Source organism: Pseudomonas sp. BS-2016 (genome assembly GCF_001806145.1).
Taxonomy (GTDB): domain Bacteria; phylum Pseudomonadota; class Gammaproteobacteria; order Pseudomonadales; family Pseudomonadaceae; genus Aquipseudomonas; species Aquipseudomonas lundensis.
Genome location: NZ_MLCT01000010.1, coordinates 51,182 through 63,840, shown reverse-complemented (window position 1 = coordinate 63,840; position 12,659 = coordinate 51,182). Strand labels below are relative to the sequence as shown.

General features: G+C 58.6%; 12 protein-coding genes. 7 read left to right on the top strand and 5 right to left on the bottom strand.

Translation table 11 applies throughout. From position 1 onward, the window contains the following. Nucleotides 1-69 precede the first annotated feature (69 nt). Nucleotides 70-483 carry a ferric iron uptake transcriptional regulator gene (gene fur / locus BKD70_RS01695; protein ID WP_047277561.1) on the bottom strand — a complete coding sequence of 138 codons (414 nt, stop codon included), beginning with the start codon at nucleotides 481-483 and terminating at the stop codon, nucleotides 70-72. A 98-nt stretch (nucleotides 484-581) separates the two neighbouring features. On the opposite strand from fur, the gene BKD70_RS01690 reads away from it, so the two are divergent. Beyond that, a complete protein-coding gene (locus tag BKD70_RS01690; protein WP_047277563.1) occupies nucleotides 582-1,103 on the top strand; it encodes an outer membrane protein assembly factor BamE in 522 nt (173 codons plus the stop codon). Nucleotides 1,104-1,162: 59 nt separating this feature from the next. Here BKD70_RS01690 and BKD70_RS01685 read toward each other — a convergent pair whose 3' ends face one another. The 3 genes from BKD70_RS01685 to BKD70_RS01675 are packed head-to-tail and all read right to left on the bottom strand — an operon-like array spanning nucleotide 1,163 to nucleotide 3,315. After that, the gene (locus BKD70_RS01685; protein ID WP_080960375.1) at nucleotides 1,163-1,477 is read right to left on the bottom strand and encodes an RnfH family protein; all 315 of its coding nucleotides are present in this window, start codon (nucleotides 1,475-1,477) and stop codon (nucleotides 1,163-1,165) included. Next, complete coding sequence (locus BKD70_RS01680; protein ID WP_047277567.1) at nucleotides 1,470-1,904, bottom strand: type II toxin-antitoxin system RatA family toxin; 435 nt, start codon at nucleotides 1,902-1,904, stop codon at nucleotides 1,470-1,472. The genes BKD70_RS01685 and BKD70_RS01680 overlap by 8 nt, the downstream gene beginning before the upstream one ends. Nucleotides 1,905-1,911: 7 nt before the next feature. After that, complete coding sequence (locus BKD70_RS01675) at nucleotides 1,912-3,315, bottom strand: sodium-dependent transporter (protein WP_047277569.1); 1,404 nt, start codon at nucleotides 3,313-3,315, stop codon at nucleotides 1,912-1,914. 116 nt (nucleotides 3,316-3,431) lie between these two features. Here BKD70_RS01675 and smpB point away from each other — a divergent pair, with 116 nt between their 5' ends. Next, entirely contained in the window at nucleotides 3,432-3,914 is a 483-nt protein-coding gene (smpB, locus tag BKD70_RS01670; protein ID WP_016783457.1) for an SsrA-binding protein SmpB, read from the top strand. A gap of 93 nt (nucleotides 3,915-4,007) precedes the next feature. Here smpB and BKD70_RS01665 read toward each other — a convergent pair whose 3' ends face one another. Next, a complete protein-coding gene (locus BKD70_RS01665; protein ID WP_047277571.1) occupies nucleotides 4,008-4,775 on the bottom strand; it encodes a GntR family transcriptional regulator in 768 nt (255 codons plus the stop codon). A gap of 259 nt (nucleotides 4,776-5,034) precedes the next feature. Between BKD70_RS01665 and BKD70_RS01660 the strand changes: the two genes are divergently transcribed. The 5 genes from BKD70_RS01660 (at nucleotide 5,035) to BKD70_RS01640 (ending at nucleotide 12,614) form a co-directional block, all read left to right on the top strand. Then, complete coding sequence (locus tag BKD70_RS01660) at nucleotides 5,035-6,729, top strand: lactate permease LctP family transporter (protein ID WP_047277573.1); 1,695 nt, start codon at nucleotides 5,035-5,037, stop codon at nucleotides 6,727-6,729. A 122-nt stretch (nucleotides 6,730-6,851) separates the two neighbouring features. Continuing rightward, nucleotides 6,852-7,676: a (Fe-S)-binding protein gene (locus tag BKD70_RS01655; RefSeq protein WP_047277576.1), complete on the top strand. Its 825-nt coding sequence runs from the start codon at nucleotides 6,852-6,854 to the stop codon at nucleotides 7,674-7,676. Continuing rightward, entirely contained in the window at nucleotides 7,673-9,130 is a 1,458-nt protein-coding gene (locus BKD70_RS01650) for a LutB/LldF family L-lactate oxidation iron-sulfur protein (protein WP_047277577.1), read from the top strand. Before BKD70_RS01655 ends, BKD70_RS01650 begins: the two co-directional genes overlap by 4 nt. Beyond that, nucleotides 9,130-9,801: an LUD domain-containing protein gene (locus tag BKD70_RS01645; protein WP_047277579.1), complete on the top strand. Its 672-nt coding sequence runs from the start codon at nucleotides 9,130-9,132 to the stop codon at nucleotides 9,799-9,801. The genes BKD70_RS01650 and BKD70_RS01645 overlap by 1 nt, the downstream gene beginning before the upstream one ends. Continuing rightward, the gene (locus BKD70_RS01640) at nucleotides 9,798-12,614 is read left to right on the top strand and encodes an FAD-binding and (Fe-S)-binding domain-containing protein (RefSeq protein ID WP_047277582.1); all 2,817 of its coding nucleotides are present in this window, start codon (nucleotides 9,798-9,800) and stop codon (nucleotides 12,612-12,614) included. Before BKD70_RS01645 ends, BKD70_RS01640 begins: the two co-directional genes overlap by 4 nt. Nucleotides 12,615-12,659: the final 45 nt, after the last annotated feature.

Below are 12,659 nucleotides of genomic sequence, written 5' to 3'. Positions count from 1 at the left end.
GCAGACAGCACGAAGGCGACCCTAAGGTCGCCTTCGATCGTTTCGCAAACCGAAATTCGCGTGACCTGCTTACTTGGTTTTCTTACGTACGTAGAGCACCAAGTTGTGATCCACCAGCTCAACGCCGTGCTTCTCGGCAATTGCATGCTGCAATTTTTCGATGTCTTCGTCGAAAAACTCAATCACTTCGCCGCTTTCAACGTTGACCATATGGTCGTGATGACCACCGTCTGCGTCGGCCAGCTCAAACACGGCATGACCGCCATCGAAATTATGGCGGATCACCAGCCCGGCTGACTCGAACTGGGTCAACACACGGTAAACCGTGGCCAGACCGACGTCCTCGCCTGCCTGCATAAGCGCCTTGTAAACGTCCTCGGCACTCATGTGACGCTGATCAGCAGAATCAAGCATTTGTAGAATTTTGACTCGTGGCAGAGTCACCTTAAGTCCGGCCTTACGTAGTTCGCTATTTTCAACCATGGTTAGCTTTCTCGCGGAAGCCGCTTCGCAGCTTCTCTTAATACGGGTATGATCGGCGTTTACGTTGTCCCAGCCAAGATAGTGGAAGTCGCCCACCGATGCAAAACACCAAGCTCTTGCTAACCAGTTTCACCTTTGTGGGACTGCTCGCACTCGCCGGTTGTTCATTCCCCGGGGTTTACAAAATCGACATCCAGCAGGGCAATGTCGTCACGCAGGACATGATAAACCAGTTACGCCCGGGAATGACCCGCCGGCAAGTGCGGTTTATCATGGGGAACGCCCTGCTGACCGATACATTCCATCCGGATCGTTGGGATTATTTGTATAGCCTCCAACCAGGCGGCGGTGAACGCCAACAGGAACGCGTCAGCGTGTTCTTCAATGAAAACGACCAGCTCGTCAGCTTGTCAGGCGACTTCATGCCTGGCGTCAGCAAAGACGAAGCCATTCTCGGCAAAGACGGTGGCGCAAATGTGACCACACCGGCTGCTCCGACCGAGAAGAGTGAAGTTCCGGCCAAGCCTGGATCATTGCTCGACCAGATCCAGAAGGATGTCGACGGGGTCGAAACAGTACCTGTCCCGACACCAGAACCTCTGGATACCACCGACCAATAAACGTTCGGTACAAAAAAGCCCGGCATGCCGGGCTTTTTGTTGCCTGCGAAAAAACAGGTTTAAGGATTAAGACGCTTGGCCTCAGCGGCTCTCGCCGCCCGTTGGCGACGAATTTCTTTGGGGTCAGCCAGCAGCGGTCGGTAAATTTCGATGCGATCACCGGCTTGCAACACACGATTTTCAGAATCACTGACCTGTTTACCAAAAATGCCGACCGGGCAACTCGTCAAATCCAGTTCTGGAAACACCTCACCGAAACCCGATGCCAAAACAGCTGAACGCACATTGGTACCCTCAGGAACGGTCATCGCCAGTAAACGCTGACGCTCAACCGAGGCGTACACCACCTCAATGGCAATCATTGGCTCAGCCATACAAATGCTTGGCACGTTGGCAAAACGCATCAACCAACGTATTGGCAGCCTGATTGAACAACGGCCCCAGCGTGGCTTTTACAATCGCGCCCGCATAATCAAACGTCATGTCCAGGCTGATCTTGCAGGCTTTTTCGCCCAACGGCTTGAACACCCATACACCATGCAATTTGGTAAACGGGCCTTCCTCCAGATTCATCTCAATCGACTGGCCCGGCACCAGCGTATTGCGCGTTACAAAGTGCTGGCTCAAGCCGCCCTTGGCCACGCCAAGACGGGCACGCATCAGCACTTCGGTACTCTCAAGGATCTCGGCCGATGAGCACCATGGCAAAAACTCGGGGTACTTGGCCACATCATTGACCAGGTCATACAAAGCCTGCGCAGGATAAGGCAGCAAGGCGGAGCGTTGGATATGGGTAGTCATGTCAGCGTTACTTCCACAGCTGGGCGGCAAACACGATCAGGATGCCGAGTGGCGCCACATAGCGCATCAAAAAAAGAGTCAAGGCGAACAACACCGGGCTGCGCATCGACAACTCGTCGCGTACAGCACCACGGCCCATGATCCAGCCCGCAAAGACTACGAAACACAGTCCACCCAAAGGCAGCATGATACGCGAGGTGAGGAAATCGACGACACCAAAGAAGTCCAGCCCCTGCTCCGCGCCCCATTGGTAGAGGTGGAAACCGGATTCTTGGTTCACGAAAAATTTGGCCTGCTTCCAGATATTGAACGAGAACACCGTGCCCAGACCGACAAACCAGCAACTGAACGCCAACCAGAAGGTGACCCACAACCGACGGATTTTGGTGCGTTCAACCAGATAAGCCACCATCGGTTCCAGCAACGAAATCGCCGAACTCCAGGCCGCGACAGCCACCAACACAAAAAACACCACACCCATCAACTGGCCAAATGCGACGTTGCCGAAAGCAAAAGGCAAGGTCACAAACATCAGGCCCGGCCCTTCACCGGGGTTCAATCCCGACGCAAACACAATTGGAAACAAAGCCAGGCCCGCCAGCAATGAGACAAAGGTATCGATCAGCGCAACGCCCACAACCGTGCCGGAGATCGACGCATTCTTCGGCATGTACGCGCCGTAGATCATGATCGAACCCACACCCACGCTCAGAGAGAAGAACGCATGGCCCATCGCCGCCAGTAGACCGTCCATGACCCGATCCGGGTTGAAGTCGAACATAAAATGCACGCCTTCCATGAAATGCCCAGTGGTCATGCTGTAGCCGAGCAACACCAGCAGTAGCACAAACAGAATGGGCATCATGATGCGCAAACTGCGCTCAAGCCCCGCCACCACGCCTTTGGCGATGACAAAAGCAGACAACACCATGAACGCGGTATGCCAAAACGTCAGGCGCCACGGGTCAGCGATGACGTCACCGAAGTACGCCCCGACCTGATCGGCCGTCGCCCCTTGAAAGTCGCCCTTGCCCATATTGAGGATGTAATCCAGCGACCAGCCGCCGACCACACTGTAAAAAGACAGAATCAGGAGTGCCGTAATCATCCCGGCGAAAGCCCACCAGGACCACCGCGCCGAATGACCCGCCTCTACCGCCAGCACCTTCAAGGCATTCGCCGGGCTGAGCCGCGCACGGCGTCCGATCAAGGTTTCGGCCAGCATCACCGGCACACCGATCAGCGCGATGCACGCCAAAAACACCAGCACAAACGCGCCACCACCGTAGACGCCAACCATGTAGGGGAATTTCCAGATACTGCCCAAACCCACGGCAGAACCGGTCGCAGCGAGAATAAAGACCCAACGGCTTGCCCAACTGCCGTGGACAGAAACCTTGTCTGTCGACATCGTTACTACGCCCAACCGATAAAAAAGAGGGCGCATTGTCCGGGATTCAACCTACGTGCTCAAGCACGCAGGTGCCCGTAGCCGACTTGCTCGCAACTGCCTATAATGCCGCCCCTATGGCTAAACAGAAGAAACACCCCACAGGGACCATCGCGCAGAACAAAAAAGCGCGACACGATTACTTCATCGAACATCGGTTCGAGGCTGGTCTGGTCCTGGCCGGCTGGGAAGTAAAAAGTCTGCGTGCAGGCAAGGCACAGCTGGTCGACAGCTACGTGCTACTCAAGGACGGTGAAGCCTGGTTGCTAGGCAGCCACATTGCCCCCCTGACGACCGCCAGCACGCACGTTATTGCCGACCCGACGCGCAGCCGCAAACTGCTGCTCAACAAGCGCGAGCTTGAAAAGCTGTTTGCCTCGGTGCAGCAGAAGGGTTACGCCTGCGTCTGCCTCTCCCTTTACTGGAGCAAGCACTTGATCAAGTGTGAAATTGCCCTCGGTAAAGGCAAAAAGGAATACGACAAGCGTCATACCGAACGCGAGCGCGACTCCGATCGCGAGCTGCAACGCGCGGTACGCAACAAGGGCAAGGAAGACTAAACCTCTTCTGCTGCCCGCCTGCTCGCGATGAGTTCAACCCGATGACTGGGGTGATCTCAATCGCGAGCATTGCTGTTGCTGAAGGTTTTACCCCTACAAACCATTGCGCCGCTCAGCACGCGCCGTTCGCTGAACCTCCTGGCGCACCTCCTCCAGCACTTCCTGCACATACATCAGATGGCGACTGGCCACCTCCCGCGCATCCTCAGCACGTCCCTCAATAATCGCCAGGTACAACTCCCGGTGCTGACTGATGAGCATGTCTCGCGTTTCGCTGCGCTGCTTGTACATCCCGCCGATATTCGTCACCACGTTACGTTTGAGCAAATCAAATAACCCGCGAATCGTGTGCAACAACACCGCGTTATGGCTCGCCTCGGCTATCGCCAAGTGAAAACTCGCGTCCGCCTCGCCCTCTTCGGCACGACTGACTTCATCGACCCGTGCGTAACAATCCTGCAACCGTTCAAATGCCAGACGCAGCCGCTCGCGGTCCACGTCCGTAGCGCGCAAGGCGGCATAAAACGCGCAGGACGCTTCCAGCGTATGCCGAAACTCCAACAAGTCGCGTTGCGCCTCGGGGTTGCTTTCAAGCAGTTGCAACAGGGGATCACTGAAGGTCGACCCCAGTGACGTGGCGACATAATTGCCGCCGCCCTGGCGACTGACCAACAACCCCTTGGCCGATAATTTTTGGATCGCCTCGCGCAACGACGGGCGCGACACCCCGAATTGTTCAGCCAGCGCACGCTCAGCCGGCAACCGCTCGCCCGACTTCAACGTGCCCTCAAGGATCATGCCCTCAAGCTGCTCGACAATATCGTCAGACAAACGGCGCTGACGAATCTGATCAAACCCCATAACCCTCTCCACCCTTCCCGACCACGCGCCGGGGCCGCCATTCTCGCTGATTAGCGCGCTTCAGACACCTGCCAGACGCAATCGCAAACACCCCATCAGATGCCATGCCGACGTTTTGTCAGACAAAAGATTTAGGGCGGCAAATTGACACATGCCTCATAAGGCTTTTAACCTAGCCGACAGCGGTTGTAAATTGGTAATACCAATTAGCCAAGCGCGACCAGCAGCAACGACCAATAACAATTAGGGGCCACCCCATATGCAAACCTGGCAACAGCTCTATAGTCCGCTCGGCAGCCTCGGCCTGTCCGCACTCGCCGCCGTCATCCCGATCGTGTTCTTCTTTTTGGCCCTGGCCGTGTTCCGTCTCAAAGGGCACGTCGCCGGCAGCATCACCCTTGCCTTGTCGATTCTGGTGGCGATTTTTGCCTTCCAGATGCCGGTCGACATGGCGTTCGCAGCAGCGGGCTATGGATTTGCCTACGGCCTCTGGCCAATTGCATGGATCATCGTGGCCGCGGTGTTCCTCTACAAACTCACCGTAAAAAGCGGTCAATTCGAGATCATCCGCAGCTCCGTCCTGTCGATCACCGATGACCAGCGCCTGCAAGTGCTGTTGATTGGTTTTTGCTTCGGCGCTTTCCTCGAAGGTGCAGCCGGTTTCGGTGCCCCGGTCGCGATTACTGCCGCACTGCTGGTAGGCCTGGGGTTCAACCCGCTGTACGCCGCTGGCCTGTGCCTGATCGCCAACACCGCACCGGTGGCATTCGGCGCACTGGGCATCCCGATCATCGTGGCCGGCCAGGTCACCGGCATCGACGCGTTCAAAATCGGCGCCATGGCCGGTCGCCAACTGCCCTTGCTGTCACTGTTCGTGCCGTTCTGGCTGGTGTTCATGATGGACGGCCTGCGTGGCGTGCGTGAAACCTGGCCCGCAGCACTGGTGGCCGGTTTGAGCTTCGCCGTCACCCAATACTTCACCTCCAACTACATTGGCCCCGAGCTGCCGGACATCACATCGGCCCTCGCCAGCCTCGTCAGCCTGACCCTGTTTCTGAAAGTCTGGCAGCCAAAACGCACCGCAGGCGCGCAGATTGCGGGCGTCACCTCAGACGTAATCGTCACCGCCAGCGCAGGTGGATTCGGCAAGCCAAGCAACCTGATGGCATCGCCTTACAGCCTGATGCAGATTCTGAAAGCCTGGTCCCCGTTCCTGATCCTGACCGTGCTGGTCACCATCTGGACACTCAAACCGTTCAAGGCCATGTTCTCGCCAGGCGGTTCGATGTACGGCTGGGTGTTCAACTTTGCAATCCCGCACCTTGATCAACTGGTCATCAAGACGGCTCCCATCGTCAACGCACCGACCGCCATTGCGGCCGTGTTCAAGCTCGACCCGATCTCCGCGACCGGCACTGCGATTTTCTTCTCGGCGCTGATCTCGATGCTGGTGCTGAAAATCAACGTCAAGACTGGTCTGACCACTTTGAAAGAGACCTTCTACGAGCTGCGCTGGCCAATCCTGTCCATCGGCATGGTGCTGGCCTTCGCATTCGTCACCAACTACTCGGGCATGTCCTCGACCATGGCACTGGTGTTGGCCGGTACGGGCGCAGCCTTCCCGTTCTTCTCGCCGTTCCTGGGCTGGCTGGGCGTATTCCTGACAGGCTCCGACACATCGTCCAACGCCCTGTTCAGCTCGTTGCAAGCCACCACCGCGCACCAGATCGGCGTCAGCGACACCTTGATGGTGGCCGCCAACACCAGCGGCGGCGTGACCGGGAAAATGATTTCCCCGCAGTCGATCGCCGTCGCCTGTGCGGCCACTGGCCTGGTGGGTAAAGAATCCGACCTGTTCCGCTTCACCCTGAAACACAGCCTGTTCTTCGCCACCATCGTGGGGTTGATCACGCTGGCTCAAGCCTACTGGTTCACCGGCATGCTGGTGCACTAATAGGTCTATGGTTATCGCACGTTAAAATCGCCGGGGTTCGCCCCGGCGACAGCCATTCACGACCCGGTCTGCCTGGCTCAACGCCTGGCGGACACATAACCGGGACCACCCGGAGACGCCTGATGAGCGAGCTTTTCTACAACGCCGTGCCCAACGCGACCCGTGTCGCCCCGCCCCTGCCTGTGCCACGTATGTATCCCACGCAAAAACCAGCCAAGGTTTACCTGTTTGGCACGTGCGTGGTCGACCTGTTCTTCCCCGAAGCCGGCATGGACGCGATCCATTTGCTGGAGCGCGAAGGCATCGAAGTCGACTACCCGCAAGGGCAAAGCTGTTGCGGCCAACCGGCCTACACCTCGGGTTACACCCAGCAGGCGCGCGATGTCGCTCGCTCGCAACTGGCCCTGTTTGCCGAGGACTACCCGGTCGTAGTGCCGTCTGGTTCCTGCGCGGGCATGCTGCGCGAGCACTATGAAGACTTGTTCAAAGACGAACCCGACACCCTGAAGCGCGTTCACGCCCTGGCCGAACGCACCTACGAACTCACCGAATTCCTGCTGTTCGTGTGCAAGGTCCAATTCAAGGACCACGGCGCCCCGGTCAAAGTCGCCTTGCACACTTCCTGCTCCGCCCGCCGCGAAATGAACACCCACCTGCACGGCCGCGAAATGCTGGCCCAGTTGAGCAACGTTGAACGCATCGACCACAGCCACGAAAGTGAATGCTGCGGCTTTGGTGGGACATTCAGCGTACGCATGCCGGATATTTCCGGCGCCATGGTGGCCGACAAGACCCGCTCCTTGATCGAAACCGGCGCACACCAAGTGCTCACCGCCGACTGCGGCTGCCTGATGAACATCAACGGCTCGCTGGAAAAACAGAAGCAATCACTGCGCGGCCAGCATCTGGCCAGTTTTCTGTGGCAGCGCACCGGAGGTGAACAATGAGCACCAGCACACTGATCCCGACCGTCGCCGTCGAAGAAGACTTCCGCGAACGCGCCCACGAAGCCTTGGCTGACAAACAACTGCGAAATAACTTTCGCAGTGCCATGGATTCTCTGATGACCAAACGCGCCGTGGCCTTCAGTGATGCCCACGAACGCGAGCACTTGCGCGCCCTGGGCAACGCCATTCGCGCCCGCGCCCTGTCCAAACTGCCCGACTTGCTGGAGCGACTGGAAGCCAACCTGACCCGCAATGGCGTGCAGGTTCATTGGGCCGAGACCGTCGAAGAAGCCAACGAAATTGTCTTGTCGATTGCTCGCCGTCGCGCGGCCAAGCAAGTGATCAAAGGCAAATCGATGGTCAGCGAAGAAATGGAAATGAACCACGTGCTCGGCGCCCAAGGCATTGAATGCCTGGAATCCGACATGGGCGAATACATCGTTCAGCTCGACAACGAAAAGCCTTCCCACATCATCATGCCCGCGATCCATAAGAACGCCGGGCAAGTGGCCGACTTGTTTCACGAAAAACTCGGCGTGGAATACACCAAGGACGTCGACCAACTGATCCAGATCGGTCGTCGCGTACTGCGGCAAAAATTCTTTGAGGCCGACATCGGCGTCTCCGGCGTCAACTTCGCCGTGGCCGAAACCGGCACCTTGCTGCTAGTGGAAAACGAAGGCAACGGCCGTATGTCGACCACTGTGCCGCCCGTGCACATCGCTGTGACCGGCATCGAAAAAGTCGTCGAAAACCTGCGCGATGTGGTGCCGCTGGTATCACTGCTGACCCGCTCCGCCCTCGGCCAGCCCATCACCACCTACGTCAACATGATCTCCGGCCCGCGCAAACCCGGTGAACTCGACGGCCCTGAAGAAGTGCACTTGGTCTTGCTCGATAACGGCCGCAGCCAAGCGTTTGCCGACAGCGAACTGCGCCAGACCCTGAACTGCATTCGCTGTGGGGCCTGCATGAACCATTGCCCGGTTTACACGCGCATTGGCGGCCATGCCTACGGCGAGGTCTACCCCGGTCCTATCGGCGCGATCATCACACCGCACATGGTCGGGCTGGCCAACGTCCCGGATCACCCAAGCGCGTCTTCGCTCTGCGGCGCCTGCGGCGAAGTTTGTCCGGTCAAAATCCCGATCCCGGCGTTGCTGCGCCGACTGCGCGAAGAAAACGTCAAAGCGCCCGACACCCAGCCGCGCATCATGCGCGGCCAGGGCAGCAAGTATTCACGCAAAGAGCGTTTTATCTGGAACGCCTGGGCCAAGCTCAACAGCTCGCCCAACCTCTATCGGTTGTTCTTGAAAGCCGCCACCCGCCTGCGCGGTTTGACCCCAAGCAACGTAGGACCGTGGACCCAAAACCACAGCGCCCCTAAACCCGCCGCCCGTTCGCTGCACGACATGGCCCGCGAGCATTTGGCGAAAAAGTCGGGAGACCAGTGATGAGCGCCAAACACAACATCCTAAACAAACTGCGCAAAAGTCTGACGGGCACAACGCCTGTGGCTGACAACTTTGACGAAGTGCTAGTGACGCAACCCTGGACCTACACCCAGGAGCAACGCATCCCGCAATTGCGCAAGCTGATGGAAGCCGTACACACCGAGATTCACCTCAGCAGCGAGCACGGTTGGCCTGCCTTGTTGGCGCAACTGGTCACGGACCGGCAACTGCCCAGCCTGCTGATTGCCCCGACGACCCCTCATGGGCAAAAAGTGACGGCGCATTGGGCGCAAAATCCTGCGCTACCAGCACTTAAAGCCTACGACCGCCGGGTAGAAGACTGGAAAGACGAACTGTTCAATGACACGCCTGCCAGCCTGACCACCACCTTGGGCGCCATCGCCGCCACCGGTAGCCTGATCCTGTGGCCGACCCCCGAAGAACCCCGCTTGATGAGCCTCGTTCCGCCGGTGCATTTCGCCTTGCTTAAGGCCAGTGAGATCCGCGACAACTTCTATCAGGTGCAACGTGAAATGAACTGGGCCGCCGGCATGCCGACCAATGCACTGCTGGTGTCCGGCCCGTCTAAAACGGCCGACATCGAGCAAGTTCTGGCCTACGGCGCCCACGGTCCGAAAGACCTGGTGGTGTTAATCCTGGAGGACGCATGAGCCTGCCCGCTGCTTTTCTGCGCGACGCCGAACGCCTGATCCCGCAAGACCGGCGTTTCACCGACGCCCTGTCGACCCTGGCCTTTGGCACCGACGCGAGCTTCTATCGGCTGATCCCGAAACTGGTGGTGCGCGTTGAGTCCGAAGACGAAGTGGTTGAACTGCTGCGTCTGGCACGGCGCGACAACGTCTCGGTGACCTTCCGCGCAGCGGGCACCAGTTTGTCCGGCCAAGCCATCAGTGATTCAGTACTGATCGTGCTGGGGGATAACTGGAACGCTAAAGAAATTCGCAGTCAGGGCACGCAAATCCGTCTGCAACCTGGCGTGATTGGCGCCCAAGCCAACGCATGGCTGGCGCCGTACGGGCGCAAAATCGGTCCGGATCCGGCCTCGATTAACGCCTGCAAAATTGGCGGCATCGTGGCCAACAACGCCAGCGGCATGTGCTGCGGCACCGCTCAAAACACCTACCACACGCTGGCGGGCATGCGGGTGGTACTGGCCGACGGCACACGTATCGACACCGAAGATGCAGCCAACGTGGCCGCGTTCCGTCAAAGCCACAGCGCACTGCTCGAACAGCTGGCGACATTGGCCCGCGAGACCCGCGCAAACACTGAATTGGCAGCAAAAATCCGCCACAAATACCGTCTGAAAAACACCACCGGCCTGTCGCTCAACGCCCTGGTGGATTTCGACGACCCGCTGGATATCCTCAGCCACTTGTTGGTGGGCAGTGAAGGCACCCTGGGCTTTATCAGTTCGGTCACCTACGACACGGTCATCGATCACCCCAACAAAGCCTCGGCGCTGATCGTGTTCCCGGACGTGGAAACCTGCTGTACCGCCGTGACGGTGTTGAAAAGCCAACCGGTGTCCGCCGTTGAACTGCTTGATCGCCGCAGCCTGCGTTCTGTGCAAGACAAGCCCGGCATGCCTGCTTTCGTACAGCAACTGTCGGCCAATGCCTGCGCACTCTTGATCGAATCTCGGGCGGCCACGCAGACGTTGTTACACGAACAACTGGCGCACATCATGGGCTCGCTGTCGGCATTTCCTGTCGAGAAACAAGTCGATTTCACTGAAGACCCGGTCGAAAACGCAAAGCTGTGGGCCATCCGCAAAGACACCTTCCCCGCCGTGGGCGCCGTGCGCAAAACCGGCACCACAGTCATCATCGAAGACGTGACCTTCCCCGTCGAACAATTGGCCATCGGCGTAAACCGCCTGATTGAGCTGTTTGACAAGCATCACTACGACGAAGCGATCCTTTTCGGACACGCGCTAGAGGGCAACCTGCACTTCGTCTTCACCCAAGGCTTCAACAGCCCGGAAGAAGTCGCACGTTATCAGGCGTTCATGGATGACGTAGCCCAGTTGGTCGCTGTGGAATTCGGCGGCTCGCTCAAGGCTGAACACGGCACCGGCCGTAACATGGCGCCCTTCGTGGAACTGGAATGGGGCAGCGATGCTTATCAACTGATGTGGTCACTCAAGCGTTTGCTCGACCCACAAGGCATCCTGAACCCGGACGTCGTACTCAGCGACGACCCACAGATCCACCTCAAACACCTCAAACCCCTGCCCGCCGCAGACGAGATTGTGGATAAGTGCATTGAGTGCGGGTTTTGCGAACCGGTGTGCCCGGCCAAGGGCTTGACCCTTAGCCCGCGCCAGCGAATCGTGATCTGGCGTGACATTCAAGCTAAAAAACGCGCCGGGGTGGACACCCGAGAGCTGGAAAAAGCCTACGAATACCAAGGCATCGACACCTGCGCGGCGACCGGTTTGTGTGCGCAACGTTGCCCGGTCGGCATTAACACCGGCGAACTGGTGAAGAAACTGCGCGCCCGCAACGCCGATCATGTCAAAACGGCCGACTGGCTGGGCAATCACTTTGCAACCACGCTGCAAGGGGCGCGTTTTACGCTGCATGTGGCCAATGGCGCGCGCATGCTCTTGGGCGCGCCGCGTCTGGCCCGGCTGTCTGCCACTCTGACCAAGGCCAGTAAAGGGCGCGTGCCCCAGTGGACCAACGCCATGCCGCAACCTGAGCGGGCGATACGCTTCACCCCGCCGATCAACGATGCACGCCCGCGCGTGGTGTACCTGGCGGCGTGCGTGTCCCGTGTCATGGGCCCCGCAGCGGGCGACCGCGAACAAATGTCCCTGTTGGACAAAACCCGGGGGCTGCTGGAAAAAGCCGGTTACCAAGTCGTCTTCCCCGACAACCTGGACAGCCTGTGTTGCGGCCAGCCGTTTGCTTCAAAAGGGTACGCCGAACAGGCCGAACACAAGCGTCAGGAAATGATTGGCGCCTTGCTGCACGCCAGCCGTGGCGGGCTTGACCCGATCTACTGCGACACCAGCCCGTGTACCCTGCGACTGGTGCAAGACCTGGGCGACACCCGCCTCGACCTGTACGACCCGGTGCGCTTCATTCGCACCCACCTTGTGGATAAGTTGCGTTTCACCCCGCAACCGGCGCCGATTGCCGTGCATGTCACGTGCAGCACGCAACACTTGGGCGAAAGTCAGGCACTGATCGATATTGCGCGGTTATGCAGCCAGGAAGTGGTCATCCCAGAAGGCATTCACTGTTGTGGCTTTGCGGGTGATAAAGGCTTTACCACGCCGGAGCTCAATGCCCACTCGCTGCGCAGCTTGAAAGACGCCGTGCAGCACTGCAGCGAAGGCATTTCCACCAGCCGCACGTGCGAGATTGGTCTGACGCAACACGGCGGTATCGACTACCACGGGTTGGTGTATTTGGTGGATCGGGTCACCACGGCTAAAGCGCTACAGCCTTAGGGCGTTCGGTCAATGTGACGCGCCTGCTTGCACTCAGGCGCGTCC

Coding starts and splice junctions, on each gene's coding strand:
- BKD70_RS01680 (WP_047277567.1), bottom strand. CDS start 1,904: ATGACTACCCATATCCAACGCTCCGCCTTGCTGCCTTATCCTGCGCAG.
- BKD70_RS01675 (WP_047277569.1), bottom strand. CDS start 3,315: ATGTCGACAGACAAGGTTTCTGTCCACGGCAGTTGGGCAAGCCGTTGG.
- BKD70_RS01655 (WP_047277576.1), top strand. CDS start 6,852: ATGAGCGAGCTTTTCTACAACGCCGTGCCCAACGCGACCCGTGTCGCC.
- BKD70_RS01690 (WP_047277563.1), top strand. CDS start 582: ATGCAAAACACCAAGCTCTTGCTAACCAGTTTCACCTTTGTGGGACTG.
- fur (WP_047277561.1), bottom strand. CDS start 483: ATGGTTGAAAATAGCGAACTACGTAAGGCCGGACTTAAGGTGACTCTG.
- BKD70_RS01650 (WP_047277577.1), top strand. CDS start 7,673: ATGAGCACCAGCACACTGATCCCGACCGTCGCCGTCGAAGAAGACTTC.
- BKD70_RS01665 (WP_047277571.1), bottom strand. CDS start 4,775: ATGGGGTTTGATCAGATTCGTCAGCGCCGTTTGTCTGACGATATTGTC.
- BKD70_RS01660 (WP_047277573.1), top strand. CDS start 5,035: ATGCAAACCTGGCAACAGCTCTATAGTCCGCTCGGCAGCCTCGGCCTG.
- BKD70_RS01685 (WP_080960375.1), bottom strand. CDS start 1,477: ATGGCTGAGCCAATGATTGCCATTGAGGTGGTGTACGCCTCGGTTGAG.
- BKD70_RS01645 (WP_047277579.1), top strand. CDS start 9,130: ATGAGCGCCAAACACAACATCCTAAACAAACTGCGCAAAAGTCTGACG.
- smpB (WP_016783457.1), top strand. CDS start 3,432: ATGGCTAAACAGAAGAAACACCCCACAGGGACCATCGCGCAGAACAAA.
- BKD70_RS01640 (WP_047277582.1), top strand. CDS start 9,798: ATGAGCCTGCCCGCTGCTTTTCTGCGCGACGCCGAACGCCTGATCCCG.